This is a genomic window from Sphaerochaeta sp., assembly GCA_022482495.1.
GTDB lineage: Bacteria > Spirochaetota > Spirochaetia > Sphaerochaetales > Sphaerochaetaceae > RUG023.
The window spans coordinates 190,463-207,855 of the sequence record JAKVPA010000001.1; the positions used below are offsets into that span (position 1 = coordinate 190,463).

Consider the following 17,393-nt stretch of genomic DNA (forward strand, 5'->3'; position numbering starts at 1 on the left):
GTTTTCATGCAAAGAGCGTTGAAACGTTATTTCACGCTGTTCGCGCTGCCAGGTTTGATCTGTTTTTGCCTGGCGTTCCTCATCCCGATGATCCTCGGGGTCATCCTGTCATTCTGCAAATTCACCAACCTGACCAACGCAAAGTTTGTCGGGCTGTCCAACTACGCAAAGATGTTCGTGGATGGCAACTTCGGCCACGCGTTCGGCTTCACCGTGCTGTTCACCATCGTCAGCATGGCGACCATCAACGTCATCGCGTTCGCCTTGGCAATGCTTTTGACCCGTGGCATCAAGGGCACCAACGTGTTCCGCACGATCTTCTTCATGCCCAACCTGATCGGCGGCATCGTGCTGGGATGGATCTGGCAGGTCATTCTGAACGGTATTTTGATGAAAAGCGGGGTGACGTTGGTCAGTGACGCCAAATATGGCTTCTGGGGCTTGGTCATCTTGATGAATTGGCAGAATGTCGGTTACATGATGGTCATTTACATCGCCGGCATCCAGAACATCTCCAGCGATCTGATCGAGGCTGCGGAGATTGACGGGGCCGGCAAGGGGACGATGCTCCGGCACGTGATCATCCCCAGCGTGATGCCGTCCATCACCATCTGCACGTTCCTCACGCTGACCAACGGCTTCAAGCTGTTCGACCAGAACCTCGCCTTGACGGCCGGGGATCCGGGGAAGAAGAGCGAGATGCTGGCGCTGAACATCTACAATACGTTCTACGGCAGAAGTGGATTTGAGGGCGTGGGACAGGCAAAAGCGGTGCTGTTCACCATCATCGTCGCCTTGATCGCCCTGACCCAGCTCAGGGTCACCCGGAGCAAGGAGGTGGAATCATGAACGTCCAAACCAAAGGCTCCCGCGTTTCGCGGATCATTCTGTTTGTCGTGCTGGTGGCGCTTGCCGCGTTGTTCCTCGCCCCGATCTTCATCGTGTTCATGAACTCGTTCAAGAGCAAGCTGTACATCTCCAACGAACCATTCGTGTTTCCCAACACCGATACGTATACCGGCAGTGAGAACTACGTCACCGGCGTCATGAAGACACAGTTCTTCCGCGCCTTCGGATACTCGCTGTTCATCACCGTCTTCTCCGTACTGGGCATCGCGCTGGTGACCAGCATGCTGGCATGGTACATAACCCGGGTGAAGAGCAAGTTCACCTCGTTCGTCTACTATCTCTTGGTCTTCTCCATGATCGTCCCGTTCCAGATGGTGATGTTCACCATGAGCAAGATGGCCAACATGCTCCACCTGGACAATCCGGTGGGCATCATCGTGCTGTACATCGGGTTCGGGTGCGGCATGTCCAGCTTCATGTTCAGCGGATTCATCAAGAGCATTCCGCTGGCCCTGGAGGAAGCCGCCATGATCGACGGAGCCGGCCCGGTACGCACCTTCTTCCAGGTGGTGTTCCCGATGCTCAAGCCGACGGCCATCACCGTCTCGATCCTCAACGCCATGTGGGTGTGGAACGATTACCTCCTCCCCTACCTGACCATCGGCAACGACTACAAGACGATTCCGGTGGCCATCCAGTACCTGCGCGGCGGATACGGTTCGGTGGATATGGGAGCCATGATGGCCATGCTGGTGCTGGCGATGATTCCAATCATCCTATTTTATTTCTCCGCGCAACGGTTCATCATCAAGGGTGTTGTTGCCGGCGCGGTGAAGGGGTAAACCATGACACAGGGAAAACGACCGACAATCAAGGACATCGCCCAGGAGTCCGGATATTCGAAAACCGCAGTCTCTTTCGCGTTCAACGAGCCGTCACGTATCAGTGCGAAGGCCCGCGCCCAGATCTTGGAGGTCGCCAACCGCCTTGGGTATATTCCTGACCCGATGGCACGAAACTTCAGCTTGCGCAAGCATATGTCCGTCGGGTTTCTCCTTCCCCAGGATGTGATGTACTCGTTGGGGAATCCCTATGTCGGGGAAGTGGTCGAAGGGATCGGGATGGTGTGCCAGAAACATGGCTACACCCTGACTTTGATCCCTCCGCTGGAAGGAAGCATCGTCCAGGCGGTGCGCAATGCCGCCGTGGATGGCTTGATCGCCCTGGGGATGAAAGTGGGCATGGATATCGTCGACATCCTCAACGCACGGAAAGTCCCGTACGTGACGATCGACGGAACGCCTTCCGCCGAAATGCCCAGCGTGAACATCCAGGACAGCGAAGCCGCCTACCAGTTGATGGATGCCGTCCTGACGGCAGGCCACAAGGACATCGCCATCGTCAGCCTGACGGCGGCGGCCTTCAGTGATGATTCCGACGAGGATTCCGTCCCCCGCAAACGAATCCGCGGTTTTGAGAAAGCGTTCTCCGAGCGGTGGATGGACATCAACGATCCACGGCACATCCAGCAGTTCGTCAGTGAGTGCACGTTCACCGACGGCATGGATGTCGGTCGGAAGATCGCGTCGCAGCCCAATCTCCCTACCTGCGTGGTGACGATGAGCGACATCGTCGCCATCGGGTGCATCTCGGCGTTCCAGGAACGGGGATTGAACGTGCCCGATGACATTTCCGTCGTCGGTTTTGACAATGATGTGGCCTCTCGTATCATCCGGCCGGCACTGACCACCATCGACCAACCGGCGCTTGAAAAAGGCGCCATGGCGGCGGAAGCGTTGTTCCGGATGATCAACGGGGAACATTTGGGAAACGTACGGATGGAGATCCCGTTCCACTTGGTGAAGCGGGAAAGTCTGGCGGGACCAAGGAAAGCATAATCATGGACAGCAAAAAGCAACGATTTTCAGGGGTGCTGCTGCACCCGACCAGTTTGTATACCCCGTATGGCATCGGGGATTTCGGACCGGCGGCGTACGGCTTTGTCCGTTCCCTCACCCACGTCGGGGTAAAACTGTGGCAAGTATTGCCATTAGGGCCTACAGGCTACGGCAACAGCCCATACGCTGCGCGTTCCTCCTTCGCCGGCAACGAGCTGATGATCAGTCCCGAACTGTTGGTACGGGAAGGGTGGCTCTCTGCTTTGGACATCGAGCAACATCCCTCATTCCCCGACGGGAAGGTGGACTACAACGCGGTGATCCGCTGGAAGCTTCCCCTGCTGAAACGGGCGGCCAAGGAATTCCTCACCACCGATTCCGTGCAGGAAGACTTTGGACGCTTCTGTGAGGAAAACAGCGACTGGCTGGATGACTACGCCCTGTTTATGGTGGAGTACGAGCAGTATCAGGATGCCCGGTGGTTCTCCCACTGGGATCCCAAGGTGGCCCATCGCGACCCGGTGGCGCTTGCCCACATCGAGGAGGAGCATACCGAGGAGATCGAGGTGTGGAAAGCGCTGCAGTATCTGTACGAACGGCAGTGGCTCAGCCTGAAACGGTTTGCCAACGAAGCGGGCGTTGAGATCATCGGGGACATTCCCATCTTCGTCGCCAGCGACAGCGCCGACACGTGGAGCCACATTGATCTGTTCCAGACGGATGCCAACGGACGATACCGGAAGGTCTCCGGCGTTCCTCCTGATTGTTTCTGCGCGACCGGACAGCTGTGGGGCAACCCGATCTACGACTGGGAAAAGATGAAGAAAAACGGATACGCCTGGTGGATCCGGCGCCTGAAGCGGCTTGCGTCCCACACCGATTACATCAGGATCGACCATTTCCGGGGATTCGAGTCCTACTGGAGCGTTCCGGCGGGAGACAAGACGGCGGAACATGGCGTCTGGGTCAAAGGGCCAGGCCAGTCGTTTTTCGACGCGGTGCGCGCCCAGTTGCCGAACCTGAAGATCATCGCGGAGGATCTGGGATTCATGACGCCGGAAGTGGAGAAACTTCGGGATGACAACGACTACCCCGGCATGCGGATCGCCACGTTCGGCTTCAACCGCAAGCCGGATGGCACTTTTGACGCTGAGGACACCTTCCTCCCCCACAACTATGGATACCGTGCCGTCGTCTATCCCGGCACTCACGACAACGATACCATCAAGGGATGGTTCGACAAGCTGGGAAAGGAAGACCAGTCCATGGTGATGGGATATCTGGGTTGCGCCGCTGAGGAAGTCCCCCATGCGTTGGTACGCGCCCTGATGGCCAGCCACGCCGAGTTCGCCATCTTCCAGCTCCAGGACATCCTGGGACTGGGCAGCGAAGCGCGGATGAACACTCCTTCCACCTGCGGAGACCAGAACTGGTCATGGCAGTTGGGAGAAAAAGACAACATCGAGCCTCCGTTGCAGTGGTTCCACCAGCTGGTGAAGTGGTACGGAAGATAAAATGACGGCCGGGAAACCGGCCGTCTGAAGCACGTTATTTTTTCAGTTTCTTGACCAACGCGTCGGTGATGGCATGCGCTTCACCGGACGCGTCAAGGTCGATGATCAAGCCTTTGGCACGATAGTAGTTGATCAACGGTTCAGTCGAGGTGGCGTACACCTCCAGCCGATGTGCGATCGCTTCCGGCTTGTCATCATCCCGCTGGATCAACGGCTCCCCGGTATCATCATCGATTCCCTCTTTCTTGGGAGGGTTGTACAGGATGTGGTACGTCCGGCCGGTGCTCTTGCAGACCCGGCGTCCGGAAAGCCGTTTGATGATCACGTCATCCGGAACGACGAAGTTCACCACCGCATCAACGTGGCTCATCGCGCCCAGCGCGTCCGCCTGGGGTATGGTGCGGGGAAAGCCGTCCAGGATGTACCCTTTCTTGGCATCCGCTTCAGAGAGGCGGTTCTTCACCATGGCGATGGTCACTTCATCCGGCACAAGGCCACCGGAAGCAAGGATTGATTTGACCTGCTTGCCCAGTTCCGTTTCATTCTTGATGTTCGCCCTGAACAGATCTCCCGTGGAGATGTGGGGAATGCCCAGGATATCCTTCGCCAGTTCCGCTATCGTACCCTTCCCCGCTCCGGGAGGGCCAAGAAACACAAGATTCATCTTTTTTCGCTCCTTGTCCAAATCATACCAAAAGAGGGTTTGCGTTAAAAGGGCAACTGAGGTAGTATTTCCGGTTGAGGAGTCAATACCATGAGCAAAATCGTGCTGCACGCCACCGACCTGGATGGCTATCTGAACGAAGACGACAAGAACAAGATCGCCACGGCGGACAAGATGTACGCCCAGTCGTTGTCGTACTGTGAGATTCTGGACACATCCACCGACGTGGTGAATCTGGAAACGGCCCGCAAGGGATTGGTGGAGAATGCGTCGGAGATCGGCTCGTACCTGAAGCAGGTGACGTCCGAAGTGAAACGGATCCACGTCTATTCGTTTGAGACGCCCCAGGAACAACACGGGGAAGCCAGCCGCTTGATCGCCAAACTCCGCTCTCCGGAAACGCAGCACGAAGAGTTCCTGTACTACATCCAGCGGGCATACGAACTGCTCTTCTCCCACGTCTTCGCCGACGCGGCTCTGCCCAACAAACGGAGCATCATCACCAAGACGCCGGTGACCAATCCGGTGCGCAACTATGCCGTACACCGCATCCCCGACGTGGACAATCTGATCCACAACAGCGTGATGTGCGTCATGCTCCGCGGAGCCCTCCTCCCCTCGATGATCCTCTCCAAGGAAATCCAGGACTACAGTTCGGACAACTTTGTCACGCCGTTTGCCCTGTTCAAGATCAAACGGGATGAGACGAAGCATGAGTCCAACATGGACTACGTGCTGGATCTTGACCGTTCGTTCTTTGACCTGAAGAGCCTGGACGGCAAGGATCTGGTGTTCGCCGATCCGATGAACGCCACCGGAGGATCGTTGGTGACGATCATCAACTACCTGAAGAGCAAGGACATCAAGCCGAAATCCATCAAGTTCATCAACGTCATCGCCGCGTTGAAAGGAAGCCTGCGCATCTGCAGGGCGCTCCCGGAAGCGGAAGTCTACACGCTCTGGATGGATCCGGTGCTGAACGACCAGGCGTACATCCTGCCGGGTCTTGGGGATGCCGGAGACCGGTTGAACGGGCTGGACACCGGGGACAAGCCCCGCAACATGATCCAGTTGATCGCCGATTACGGCACCAACATCGTCAACCTGTACCGCGCGCAGGTACGGGTCATCGAAGACACCGTCCTGGGGAAATGAACCGGTGAAAAGGTTCTTCCCGTTCCTTTTCGTCTGCCTGCTCCTCTTCTCCTGCGCCTCAAACGAGACGCGGGTGAACCAGGCGCTTTCCCGCGGCATGGCGTTGGTGGACGAAAAGCGATACGACGAAGCCATCCAGCTGTTTGATCAAGCTCTGGAAAAAGACCAAGGCAACATGAAACTGTTGTACGACAAGGCGCTGGCCTTGTTCGCCTCGGGACGGTTCACCGAAGCGCGAGCCCTGTGCGATGAGGCGTTCGCCCTGCACCCTGGCTCCCTTCGATTCCTGACGTTGAAGGCGGACAGTTACCGGGCGGAAGGAAACGTCCAGGCTACGCTGGAAGGATATCATCGCATTCTTTCCTTGAATCCCGGTGATACCGATTTCCGCGTCTCCGTGATGCAATGGGCGTTGGACGAAGGACTCACCGAGGAAGCGAAAACACAGGCACAATGGCTTCTGGACCATCGGGTGAACCTGATCGAGGCTTATACGGTGTTGGGAAAACTTTCCGGGGAAGGCAGCGTGGAGGAGGCGATCGCCTCCTACCTCAAAGCCCATCCCCCGGTCACGAAGGCAACTTGAGCAAAATTCCCAGTACGGCTGCGATGCCGATCCACACGATGGGGTGGACCTTCTTCAATTTGAGCATCAGCACCAGGAAAACGGCGAACAGTGCCGTCTCCACCAGACGGATATGGGAGCCGTCAAACAGCGAGATGCGGAACACCTGCCAACCGGCGTAGGAGATCAAGGCGATCACCGAGGCGCGCAGTCCGTAGAACGCCCACTTCACATAGCGGTTGTCGCTGAACTTCTCCAGCACCCGGGCGATGATCAGAATGATGATGATCGACGGGGCGACCAGCCCCAACGTGGCGCACAGGGAACCAAAGATTCCCCCGACGATGCTTCCTGTATAGGTCGCCATGTTGATGCCCATCGGACCTGGGGTTGATTCGCTGACGGCGATCATGTTGGAAATGTCATTGACGGTGATCCATTCCGGGTGGGTCTGGGCCAGACGGAACAGGAACGGCAACGTGGCCAACCCACCACCTACGGAGAACAGCCCGATCTTGAAGAATTCCCAGAACAACAGGAGGTAGGTCATGATTTCCTCCGTTTTTCTTTCAGAAAGGAGAACAGCAACCCCCAGAGGATTCCCACGGCGATGAAAATCACCGGAGAGAGGGAGAAGACGACCATCAGGACAAAGGTTGCCAGGCAGAGGACCAGTGTCGGGACATCAACGATGCTTTTCTTTGCAAGTTTCACCACGCTGACGGTGATCAGGGCGCATACGGCGACCCGGATGCCGCTGAAAGCCATCTGGACGTATGTATTCTCTTCAAACGCCGTAAGGACGGAGGCCAGGATGGTGATGATCACCAATGAGGGGAACACCATACCGAGTGTGGCGACAATGCCACCGATGTTTCCCCGTTGTTTATAGCCGATGAACGTCGCCGTGTTCACGGCGATGATGCCCGGCGTGCACTGTCCGACGGCAAAATAATCCAACAGGTCGGAATCGGTGCACCACTTCCTGCTTTCCACCACTTCCCGCTGCAACATGGGCAGCATGGCGTATCCGCCGCCAAAGGTCATCACGCCGATTTTGGCGAACGTCCAGAACAGCTGAGGAAGCGTTGTCTTCTCCTCATGCATTCCCTTTGATCCTCCCGATCTCAGCCTGGACCATCTGGTCGCACTTTTCGTTCATCTCGATCCCATTGTGCCCCTTGACCCACCGGAATGACACGGACAGCCCGGAGACCAGCTTGTCCAGGATTTCCCAGTATTCCCGGTTCTTCACCGGTTTGTTGTCCGCCGTCTTCCACCCTTTTCGTTTCCAGGATGCGATCCACACCAGAATGCCGTTCTTCACGTACTGGCTGTCCGTGTTGACGACGATCCGCTCCGCCCCGAGGGTCCGGGCGTATTCCAGCGCTTTGATCACCGCGGTCAGTTCCATCCGGTTGTTGGTCGTCATCGCCTCCCCTCCGGAAAGCTCGGTGGTGAACACGCCATCCGCGTTGAGGGTGAACGCCCAGCCCCCCGGTCCCGGGTTGCCGCTGCATCCCCCATCCGTGTAGATCTCTATGGTTCGGTACTGCATACCGGCATGGTACAGAGGCGGATGGAACTGGTCAACCGACCACGCGGGAACGGTATGCGACATTCCTGCCAAAAGGGAGACACTTTTTTCACCCCGCATCTTTGCCCCTCGGGGAAGGAGTCGTTGCGTTAAGCACCAATGACGCCAACACCAAGACACCTCCGCCGACCAGGCGGAGGGTTAATGACTCCCCCAGCATCAGGACGGACGCCAGGACGGTGACCACCGGTTCCACGGTGGATACCATGGCGGCGGTGGATGGGCCTATCTTCTCCATTCCGGTGAAGAACGACCAGAACGCCAGCACGGTGGAGACCAATGCGATGGACAGTACGGCGCCGATGCTGGAAGCGTCGTGGGGAAAGGAAAAGCCGGAAACTCCATTCATCACCCCATACACGAGGGCGGCCCCCAGCATGATGTACGCGGAAGACGAGATTTCCCTCCCCTTTCTCACCACCCGCGCGCTGACCAAAATATACCCGGTGTAGATCACCGCCGACGCGAGGGAAAGCACCACCCCTTCCATGCTTGCATGGCCTTTGGCTCCCAAAATCACCACGGCACCAAGAATGGCACAGGCCAACGCAACGATGTTCCTCCGGCTGACCACCTCGTGGAACCACAGGACGGAAGAAGCCATCACCATCATCGGATAGGTGTACAAGAGAAGCGCCACCACACTGGCCGACGCGTAGCGGAGCGCGGTGAAATAGCAGTACGACTGGCCGACGTATCCGATGGCGCCCAACAGAAGCGATGCCAGCGTATCCCTCCCTGACGGGACGGGAAGCTTCCGCAGGGCGGCGAACAGCCCCATGCACAATGCCCCGACGGAAAACCGCAGGAACAGCAAGGTCACCGTACTGGTCCCGCCGGCATAGGCCATCTGGGCGAAGACCGGCATCACGCCGAACGAAGCGGCGGAGACCGCCACCAGAACGATACCGCTTCCACGATTTGCCTCATGCATGAGCGACTCCCCCACCATCCCTAGAAGGAACATAGCACACGAAGGGAAAAATGTATCTCCAGGCATGCCGGTCTTCAAGAAAAAAGAACGCGTCAGGTGGTTGCTTGATGAATGGTGCAAGAAACCAGAAGCCAAAAACCTGCCTTACCCAGCCACGTTTGTGGCATTCCATTTTGTGGTGTCACACAGGTACGCGTAAATGGCGTCAGAAACAGGATCCCTCATGCGAAAGCGCATGTGAACGACGGGAAGCGCTTCCCCGTTTTTCCCTGGCATCGTCTCTTCCTGGTCCTCCATCAACGTCATGTCACCCAAATAATAAAATTCTGATCCTTCATCATCACTCTTTTTGACAAACAGCAGCATCCTGATGCCGCCGCTTCGTATCGCCACCGGCTCCTTGCTGTTTGCACGCACGCCGTGGCGGGTGTACCAGGAGAACACCTCCTCACTTTCAAACCGATCCTGGTAGTCGACGCTCGCGCTGATCTTTCCGGAATCCTTCGCATAGGTGACGAACACCGGACACGTCCTGGTCTTCTTGTAGTCGATCAAATAACCATAGATGGTGGAAGTAAGATCTTTCCCCCATCCCAACAGACGGCACGCATCCTGACGGGTGTACCGCTCATACAATACGAAGTCACCTTCCCGACGAGGTGAAGATCCTTTTTTGCAAACTGCGCCAGTGAAAACGCCACCACATCGGATACACAGGACCGATACATGGGTTCAGAAAGAAGATCCAAGAATTGGGTGGTCGGCCGAACCATCGCCCCTTGTCGCTGGAGATAGCGTATGTTCCCGAATTTCGTCCGGTCCTGTTCTTTGAAAAACTGGTCGGACAGCACGTTGCACGCGCCTTCCACCGAACGATCACTTGGCTCGTACCCATACCGTTTTTGCACCTCCGCCTTGATGGACGCAATATCCACCATCAGCTCACCATCCAGGATGCGCTTCACCAGCAACGCTTCATAGGGACGTTTTCCCGAGGCCAACGCCGTTGCGAAGAACGCCAGGCTCTGCCAGTGGGCTTTGGTAAAAGGGAGGATCGAACGAGGCGGGATCAACGGTACGGACATACGCCGGATAGGAACGTTCCTTCGCCTTGCAATGGGCGATCAAGAGCAGAGGACTGACGGCGTTCAACGTTTCGAAATCCATCATCATCGGAACCCGTCCGCACCGTTGCTTGACATCGGCATACCAGGCGGCAAGCTGTCTGCTCGCCGTATAGCCACCTTGGTTCACCGCCTGGAGGATCCGTTCCTTGGCGATATGATCGAAATCCACCGTGGAAACCCCATTGATGGCCAGGCTGCCTTCAATCACCAGCTTGCGCATCACTTCCTTTTCGTAGGAATGATCGCCAAACAACGCGACGGGGATCAGGTAATTGTGCTGGTAATTCCCAATGAAATCCACCACGGAAACGAACTGTTTTCCCGGATACAGGCGCAGTCCTCTTCCCAACTGCTGGATGAACACAATGGCCGAGGTGGTGGGACGAAGCATGACGATCTGGTTGACGCAAGGGATGTCCACCCCTTCGTTGAAAATATCCACGGTAACCAGATAATCCAGATGGTCAGGATCGGTTTTCGGGGCTTTCAGCCGTTCGATGGCTTTTTCCCTGACCGCGGTGTCATCACTGCCACACAGACTCAGGACGCGCATATCCGGCGCGTCAAGCTTGCGTGCAAGCTCCCGTGCCTCATCGTTCCTGCTGCAGAAAATCAAACCACGCGGCTCCGGGTTTCCCAGACGATACCGAAGTATCATCTGTCGGATCCGCCGCACCCGTTCGTCGGCCACCAAGTACCGGAAATCGGAGACCTCGCTCACTTCCTGCCCATCAACGGTGAAATCGCTGATGCCCCAGTAATGGAACGGACAGAGCATCCCCTCTTCCAACGCGTTGGACAGTTGGATCTCATAGGCCACCGTGTGGTCAAAGAACCGATAGATGTCATATCCGTCGGTCCGCTGTGGGGTGGCCGTCATCCCCAGCCAGAAATCCGGATGAAAGTACTGCATCACCCGTTGGTAGGTCTCCGCCCCACTGTGATGCACCTCATCGATGACGATGTATTGGAATGCGTCAGGAGAGAATCGGCGCAACACCTCCGGATGGTTCAGCGTCTGTACCATGGCAAACACGAACCGGGAATCGGTCTCTCGGGAACCATCACCCACTACACTGACGGAAATATCGCTCCCAAAGACCGCCTGGAAGGTTTTGATGGCATCGGCAATGATCGTGCTCCGATGGACGATGAACAGCATACGCCGGGGATTCACCGCCTTCACATCAAAGGCGCAAAGGAAGGTCTTTCCTGTTCCGGTCGCAGAAATGACCAATGCCTTCCGTTTGCCTTGGGCTCGGAGGCCAGCCAACGCAACCAACGCTTCCTGCTGCATGTGGTTCGGGGTGAACGTCGAGGGTGGATTGGCGTTCTGGTCCACATCCCGATGAAACGTCTGGTAGATCTGCCGATAATGGGCAAGCCATGCTTCCGAAACCTCGATCGCCTCGTCCCAGGCGTCCTGGAACTCGCTCTCCAGTTGGGCGAGGAACGAGCCGCCCTGCAGCATGGAAAGCCCGACATTCCATTCCCGGGTGACGGAGAGCGCCTCTTGGGTGAGATTGGCGCTTCCGATGATCACGCTTGCCTGACGATGCAGGGGATCCTTGAAAAACAGGTATCCCTTCGCGTGGAATCGTGAACCACTGGCCACACGCACCTGGATGTTGGGAAACGCACACAATGCTTCGATCGCGGCGGGATCGGTGAAGGAGAGGTAGTCGGTCGTAAGGATCCGACCCTTCACCCCTTTCCGGCTCGCTTCCTGCAATGCGCTGAACAGGGAAGCCACCCCGCCCTGCGTGATGAACGCCACGGAAAACAGGAAACCGTCACAGGAGGAGAGTTCCTTCACCAACGTGGACAACACTTTGGTCTTGGGATATCGGTTCAACACCAACGTCGGACGCAACGTTTCATCGGAGGGTACGGACGCGTCGATGAATCCCGTCCGCAAACTGTGGGTGAGCCGATCCCCAAGATCATCCGGCATGGGCAAGCTCCTTGGCGACGGAATCCAGAAGCAGACGGTCGGCATCCGCCCAATCCACCGAATGAAGGTGGTCAGCGTCCAGCCATCTGCTGGCCACATGCTCGGAAAGGGGGAGCTCGCCTTCCACCAGAATGCAACGATAGGCGTGCATCACGATGAAGAAGGTCTGGTATTGATGCCGGACCACACCCAGCTCCTTTTGGACGCGGATGGTGCTTTTCAGCTCTTCCCGGATCTCACGGACCACGGCTTCCTCCCCGGATTCACCCGCTTCCAGCTTTCCCCCGGGAAACTCCCATTTCAGCGCCACTTCCCCACGGTCGGGACGCTGTGCGGCAAACACTTTGCCGTCACGGATGATCACCGCGGCGGCCACTTCCACCTGTTTCATGCCACCATCCTAGCAGCTTCCGTTCCCTTTTTCCAGGCGGTTTGTTGACTTTGTCCTTCCCCACCGGTACGCTGAAAGAGCCAGCACGGGGGAAGTCGGTAATGCCGCGCGGTCCCGCCACTGTACAAGTCAGGAGACCCTGCCGGCATGACGCACGCCTACGACAGATAGGCAAAGGGGCGCTGTATGAAACGATTTCTTTCCGTAGTGATCACCATGTTGGCAGCCTTGTTTCTTTTTGGCCAGCCGACGATGGAGACTCCTGTTTCCTCCACTGAGACCTACACGGACAGCAGGGGAACCGTCTACGCCATCAAACCGGTCAGCAGGATCGTCAGTCTTGGGCCGACGGTCACTGAAGGCATCTGTGCGTTGGGCGCGGAGGACAAGCTTGTCGGACGCACCGATTTCTGCAATTGGCCCGAGTCGGTGTCGGCGATCCCATCCATCGGAGGGATCATCAATCCATCGGTGGAAAAGATCATCCGCCTCCAGCCGGATCTGGTCATCGCCAGTTCCATGGTGGGGGATGACGTATACCAGGCGATCCAGAACGCAGGAATCCCAGCCATTTCCATCAACAAGGAAGGCTCATTCGACGGCGTCTTCTCCTTCATCCACGACCTTGGACTGGTGATCGGCAAAGAAAAGGAAGCGGCGGCACTGGAAGCGACGATGCGCTCCCAACTTGAGGAAATCCAGACAACCTACCAGAATGCGCCGAAGAAGCGAGTGTACATCGCCGTGGCCTTTGGCCCGTATGACGCCACCGCCACCGGGGACACGTACATGGACGAGATGATCACCCTGGCCGGCGGCATCAACGTGGCGAAGGACGGAAAGAACTGGATGTTCACCAAAGAGCAGCTGGTCCTGGCAAAGCCCGATGTGGTGATCCTGATGGGCCAGATGAACGACGGCTCCGACGGACAGGAAATCCTCTCCCAGTGGAAAGCGACCAAACCGTACGGTGATCTTCCCGCAAAAGTCAATGTGATCGACGGGGATTTGATCGGCCGGCAAGGCCCGCGCCTGGTGCAGGCGGTGGCCGAACTGGCCCGCCTGATCCATGAGGACTGAGATGGCGAAGCATTCGTTCCATTGGGTCCTTCCCATCACCACCTTCCTCTTCGTCATTCTCTCTCTGATGATGGGAAGTTCCCGTTCGTCGCTGGGAGAAATCATCAGGGCGTTCCAGGGACAGGACCCTCCCCTGTGGTACATCATCGTACACCTGCGGATTCCCCGCACCATCGCGGCGCTGTGCTGCGGCGCCATCCTTGGCCTCTCCGGAGCAGTATTCCAGGCGGTGCTGAAGAACCCGATGGCAGACCCCTACGTGCTTGGCATCTCCTCCGGCGGCAGTCTGGGAGCGGCCATCGGCGCGGCGCTGGGCGCCGTCTCCCTGACCATCCCCGCCTTGATCGGAGGACTGGGGGCGTCGCTGTTCATTCTTGCCGTCTCCCTGCGCCACCAAGGACAGACCCGCCTGATCCTCAGCGGTGTGGCCGTCACCTACCTCTGCTCCTCCCTTTTGACGTTGATCATGCTGCTGGAGCGGGAACAGTACCAGCGGATCATGTTCTGGACACTGGGCTCGTTCTCCGCCTCGACATTCCGTCAGGCGGCGATGGCGGCGGTTCTTGCCATACTGATGTTTCCCCCGCTTTGGCGGCACAGCAAGGAACTGGACATGATGCTGCTGGATTCCTCCTCGGCGCTGTCCCTCGGCCTGGATATCCGCCGCTACCGCCTGTTGTTCCTCCTCCTGCCCACCATCGCCGTTTCCGTATGTGTCGCGTCCTTCGGGGTGATCGGATTCATCGGACTGCTTGCCCCACACATCGCGCGCCTGCTCTCCGGCCCGAAGCACCACCGGCTCCTTCCCGCTTCCGCCGCCTGCGGCGCATTGCTGCTGCTCGCATCGGACATCATCTGCCGTGTGGTGCTTCCCACCGGTGAGATGCCGGTCGGAGTGATCACCGCCCTTGTGGGCACCCCGCTCTTTCTGATGATGCTCCACCGGGGGAGGTACCAGTATGGATGAGATCATCCGGGTGGAAAACCTTTCGGGAGGCTATCCCCACGCTCCGGTGTTTGAAGGCCTTTCCCTCTCCTTCCATGGTCCCGGCCTGTGCACGGTGATCGGCCCCAACGGCTCCGGAAAGAGCACCCTCCTGAAATTCCTCTACCGGGAATTGGCCCCCCAGTCAGGACAGGTATTGCTGGAAGGAAAAGACATCGCCTCCTACTCCCGAAGAGCAATCGCCAAGCGGATCGCCCTGGTCCCCCAATGGGGGCGCATCGAGGAGGATTTCACCGTACGGGACGCCGTGGCGATGGCTGGCTCGCTCCACGTGGAGGAAAGCCTGGATACCTGCGATCTTTCCGACAAAGCGGATGCCAGCGTCCTCTCCCTCTCCGGCGGGGAATTCCAACGAACGTTGATCGCCCGTGCCCTGGCGCAGGATACGCCGGTGCTGCTGTTGGACGAGCCGGTGAACAATCTGGACATCTCCTATCAGGTCTCCACGTTGCGTCTGGTCAAGGATCTTGCCCACCATGGGGGGAAACTGGTCATTCTGGTGCTGCACGACCTGACGATGGCCCAGGTGTACAGTGATGACGTGGTGCTGCTCAACCATGGGAAGCTGGTGGCGCAGGGCGCGCCGCAGGAAGTGATCATCAAAGAGCGGATCGAATCGGTCTACGGGACACCGATGCAATGGGACGAAACGAACCATCTGCTTGTGCCGGTGTGGTAGACAACCCACCCGGTTTGTCCGTACGATCAGAACTGTGAAACCCGTCGCCAGGATCCTCAACCATATCTACCGCACCGCAGTCCGGCTGATCCTCAGCCTGAACTACGATTTCTGCGTCTGGAAGGAGGAACCGCTTCCCGACGGACCCAAACTGTTCTGTTCCAACCATTTCAGTTCCTCAGACGTCCACTTCGTCACCACGTTGACCAAGGATGACCTGCACATGGTCATCGGCAGAGCCTGGGGGATCCGTCTGGTCAGGCCGTTCCTCAAATGGACGGAACAGATCAAGGCGTTGACGCCCGCCGACCGCAAGGGCGTCGTGAAGGCCGCGGTTTCCTATCTCCAGGCGGGAGACTCCGTCTACATTTTTCCCGAGGGCAAACTGTATGGAGATGGGAAGATCGGTCCGTTTCACGCCGGCGTGGCGCGAATCTATCTGGATCATCCCGTCCCGGTGATCCCCATCGGTCTGGTTGCGCCCCGGCGCAGGGTGCGGGCAAAGTTCTCCTTCACTGCGGGACGTGACATGACGGTGGTCAGCAGGAACTACTACGCAAACATCGGTCGGGCGATGGAGTTTCCCGAAGCGTTGGAAGTGGCAAAGACAGACCGTCTGAAGGCGGAAGGGATGATCTGCCATGCATTGGAAGCGGAAGTCCGCCGCTTGGTTGATGATATCAAGGAAACCAAATTCTGGAGTTGAATATGGAAGAAAAACGTGATGCGTTGTTTACACAATTCTTGGCGCAGGTGGAGGACATCTGCCGTCATTCGGCACAGGTGGATGATCTGAAGTTCCAGGCACAGCTGGGAAACGGCACCTCGTTCAGGTTCCGGTACAACCGCGCTTCGTTCCTTCGTTCGCTGAACCCCTCGACCCCCTACCAACCCCACTCCGTCTGGGGTGGCGTGGTGGATTGCGTCGGAGGCTTGTGTTGCCTTCTGATGCTGATCGCTCTGTTCAGAAGCCCTTGGCCGATGGCCTTGTACCTGCTCTTACTGGCAACTTTCACCTTCTCCGCGCTGGATCATTTCCTGGATGAGACAATGCGGCCCGCCCATCGGGTGTTCCGGACGCTTGGCAACGTGTTCCGTATCCTTTCGTTGGGGTGTGGCGTCTACGCAATCGCGTTGAAAGCGGGCAGCCACCTCACCTGGGTCGCGGCATGCTCGCTCCTTGGGATGGCGGCGGCGCTGTTTTTGCTTTCCCTGCAGACCAAAGGCGCATTGTTCGCATCCCTGGTCATCTCGATGCTCCTCCCGATGGCGATCTTGTTCACCAACCGTTCCCTGCTCGGCATCTGTGCCGCGTCCCTGCTGTCCCTCTGGTCACTGCAGGAACTGCTCCTGCCTTCCACGTGGACAAGCCGAACCAACACCGTCTTCGGCGTCATCGGCTCGATCGTCCTGGGATTATTGCTGCTTGGCTGGGGCGCGTAGCATGTCCATGTAGTAGCGGCTCTCAATGGCGCTCTGGTCGATGTCCAGCATGCGGAGCGCCTTCTGCAGGTTCCGTTTTGCCTGGTCGACCAGTTCCTGGTCGTCCAGCACGAACTCCATCTCGACAAACCACCCCAGCGGCGGAACCTCGACGAGCTCGACGTGAAGCGAAGGAAAGCCGGAGAACGGTATGTGACAATGGACTCCCTGCTTCAACTTGCGGACGAACTCCACGTATCCCAGGGAGCGGGCGAACGCCATGGCTCCGTCCCGCTCTTCCCCTGACGCGGTGAATTCATGCTCCACGTTGACTTCCACGCCATTTTGGATCGTTTTCTCCTTGCTGGTGAACAAGAGCGTCCCTTGGGAGGAACCATACCGTTCCAGACGGATACGGAACAACGCGGGACCTCCGGGAAGTGAATAGTACACATCTTCCTTCACTTCCGGGACGAGCCCGTCACCCAGCACGGAGAGGCGCTTTTGGCACGCCTCGTGATCGGCCACATGGGCCTTCAGTTCCACTTCGTAGCCCAT

General features: G+C 57.7%; 19 protein-coding genes, 1 pseudogene and 1 riboswitch. Of the genes and pseudogenes, 11 read left to right on the forward strand and 9 right to left on the reverse strand.

From position 1 onward, the window contains the following. Nucleotides 1-6: 6 nt before the first annotated feature. Genes LKE28_00930 through malQ form a run of 4 tightly spaced genes read left to right on the forward strand, consistent with a single transcriptional unit; the run spans nt 7 to nt 4,261 of the window. Entirely contained in the window at nt 7-849 is an 843-nt protein-coding gene (locus LKE28_00930; GenBank protein ID MCH3906842.1) for a sugar ABC transporter permease, read from the forward strand. Next, complete coding sequence (locus LKE28_00935) at nt 846-1,691, forward strand: carbohydrate ABC transporter permease (GenBank protein ID MCH3906843.1); 846 nt, start codon at nt 846-848, stop codon at nt 1,689-1,691. Before LKE28_00930 ends, LKE28_00935 begins: the two co-directional genes overlap by 4 nt. 3 nt (nt 1,692-1,694) lie before the next feature. Next, nucleotides 1,695-2,747 carry a LacI family transcriptional regulator gene (locus LKE28_00940; protein ID MCH3906844.1) on the forward strand — a complete coding sequence of 351 codons (1,053 nt, stop codon included), beginning with the start codon at nt 1,695-1,697 and terminating at the stop codon, nt 2,745-2,747. A 2-nt stretch (nt 2,748-2,749) separates the two neighbouring features. After that, nucleotides 2,750-4,261 (forward strand): 4-alpha-glucanotransferase, encoded by a 1,512-nt coding sequence (gene malQ, locus LKE28_00945; protein MCH3906845.1) that lies wholly within the window; start codon nt 2,750-2,752, stop codon nt 4,259-4,261. 34 nt (nt 4,262-4,295) lie between these two features. Here malQ and LKE28_00950 read toward each other — a convergent pair whose 3' ends face one another. Further along, entirely contained in the window at nt 4,296-4,925 is a 630-nt protein-coding gene (locus tag LKE28_00950; protein MCH3906846.1) for an adenylate kinase, read from the reverse strand. Nucleotides 4,926-5,015: 90 nt separating this feature from the next. Here LKE28_00950 and LKE28_00955 point away from each other — a divergent pair, with 90 nt between their 5' ends. Continuing rightward, nucleotides 5,016-6,080 carry a uracil phosphoribosyltransferase gene (locus LKE28_00955; GenBank protein ID MCH3906847.1) on the forward strand — a complete coding sequence of 355 codons (1,065 nt, stop codon included), beginning with the start codon at nt 5,016-5,018 and terminating at the stop codon, nt 6,078-6,080. Nucleotides 6,081-6,084: 4 nt separating this feature from the next. Further along, the gene (locus tag LKE28_00960; GenBank protein ID MCH3906848.1) at nt 6,085-6,666 is read left to right on the forward strand and encodes a tetratricopeptide repeat protein; all 582 of its coding nucleotides are present in this window, start codon (nt 6,085-6,087) and stop codon (nt 6,664-6,666) included. Here LKE28_00960 and LKE28_00965 read toward each other — a convergent pair. The 7 genes and pseudogenes from LKE28_00965 to LKE28_00995 form a co-directional block, all read right to left on the reverse strand. Further along, on the reverse strand, nt 6,650-7,195 hold the full coding sequence (locus LKE28_00965) for a chromate transporter (protein MCH3906849.1): 546 nt from the start codon (nt 7,193-7,195) through the stop codon (nt 6,650-6,652). The genes LKE28_00960 and LKE28_00965 overlap by 17 nt on opposite strands. Next, nucleotides 7,192-7,752, reverse strand: a complete 561-nt coding sequence (locus LKE28_00970; protein MCH3906850.1) for a chromate transporter — start codon at nt 7,750-7,752, stop codon at nt 7,192-7,194. Before LKE28_00970 ends, LKE28_00965 begins: the two co-directional genes overlap by 4 nt. After that, on the reverse strand, nt 7,745-8,203 hold the full coding sequence (gene rnhA, locus LKE28_00975) for a ribonuclease HI (GenBank protein ID MCH3906851.1): 459 nt from the start codon (nt 8,201-8,203) through the stop codon (nt 7,745-7,747). Before rnhA ends, LKE28_00970 begins: the two co-directional genes overlap by 8 nt. Nucleotides 8,204-8,291: 88 nt before the next feature. Continuing rightward, nucleotides 8,292-9,176, reverse strand: coding sequence for a DMT family transporter (locus tag LKE28_00980; protein ID MCH3906852.1), 885 nt, complete (start codon nt 9,174-9,176; stop codon nt 8,292-8,294). A gap of 144 nt (nt 9,177-9,320) precedes the next feature. Further along, nucleotides 9,321-10,261 (reverse strand): annotated as a pseudogene (locus tag LKE28_00985) (DUF3427 domain-containing protein). Continuing rightward, nucleotides 10,152-12,257 (reverse strand): DEAD/DEAH box helicase family protein, encoded by a 2,106-nt coding sequence (locus tag LKE28_00990; protein MCH3906853.1) that lies wholly within the window; start codon nt 12,255-12,257, stop codon nt 10,152-10,154. The pseudogene LKE28_00985 and the gene LKE28_00990 overlap by 110 nt, the downstream one beginning before the upstream one ends. After that, nucleotides 12,247-12,648 carry a (deoxy)nucleoside triphosphate pyrophosphohydrolase gene (locus LKE28_00995; protein MCH3906854.1) on the reverse strand — a complete coding sequence of 134 codons (402 nt, stop codon included), beginning with the start codon at nt 12,646-12,648 and terminating at the stop codon, nt 12,247-12,249. The genes LKE28_00990 and LKE28_00995 overlap by 11 nt, the downstream gene beginning before the upstream one ends. Before the next feature lie 48 nt (nt 12,649-12,696). Beyond that, nucleotides 12,697-12,809: riboswitch (cobalamin riboswitch) on the forward strand. A 25-nt stretch (nt 12,810-12,834) separates the two neighbouring features. On the opposite strand from LKE28_00995, the gene LKE28_01000 reads away from it, so the two are divergent. Genes LKE28_01000 through LKE28_01020 form a run of 5 tightly spaced genes read left to right on the forward strand, consistent with a single transcriptional unit; the run spans nt 12,835 to nt 16,856 of the window. Further along, the gene (locus LKE28_01000; protein MCH3906855.1) at nt 12,835-13,728 is read left to right on the forward strand and encodes an ABC transporter substrate-binding protein; all 894 of its coding nucleotides are present in this window, start codon (nt 12,835-12,837) and stop codon (nt 13,726-13,728) included. A 1-nt stretch (nt 13,729) separates the two neighbouring features. Then, the gene (locus LKE28_01005; GenBank protein ID MCH3906856.1) at nt 13,730-14,695 is read left to right on the forward strand and encodes an iron ABC transporter permease; all 966 of its coding nucleotides are present in this window, start codon (nt 13,730-13,732) and stop codon (nt 14,693-14,695) included. Beyond that, nucleotides 14,688-15,413, forward strand: a complete 726-nt coding sequence (locus LKE28_01010; GenBank protein MCH3906857.1) for an ABC transporter ATP-binding protein — start codon at nt 14,688-14,690, stop codon at nt 15,411-15,413. The genes LKE28_01005 and LKE28_01010 overlap by 8 nt, the downstream gene beginning before the upstream one ends. Before the next feature lie 34 nt (nt 15,414-15,447). Beyond that, a complete protein-coding gene (locus LKE28_01015) occupies nt 15,448-16,119 on the forward strand; it encodes a 1-acyl-sn-glycerol-3-phosphate acyltransferase (GenBank protein MCH3906858.1) in 672 nt (223 codons plus the stop codon). 2 nt (nt 16,120-16,121) lie between these two features. Next, nucleotides 16,122-16,856 (forward strand): hypothetical protein, encoded by a 735-nt coding sequence (locus LKE28_01020; GenBank protein ID MCH3906859.1) that lies wholly within the window; start codon nt 16,122-16,124, stop codon nt 16,854-16,856. On the opposite strand, the gene LKE28_01025 is transcribed toward LKE28_01020, so the two are convergent. Then, nucleotides 16,830-17,393, reverse strand: coding sequence for a CYTH domain-containing protein (locus tag LKE28_01025; GenBank protein MCH3906860.1), 564 nt, complete (start codon nt 17,391-17,393; stop codon nt 16,830-16,832). The genes LKE28_01020 and LKE28_01025 overlap by 27 nt on opposite strands.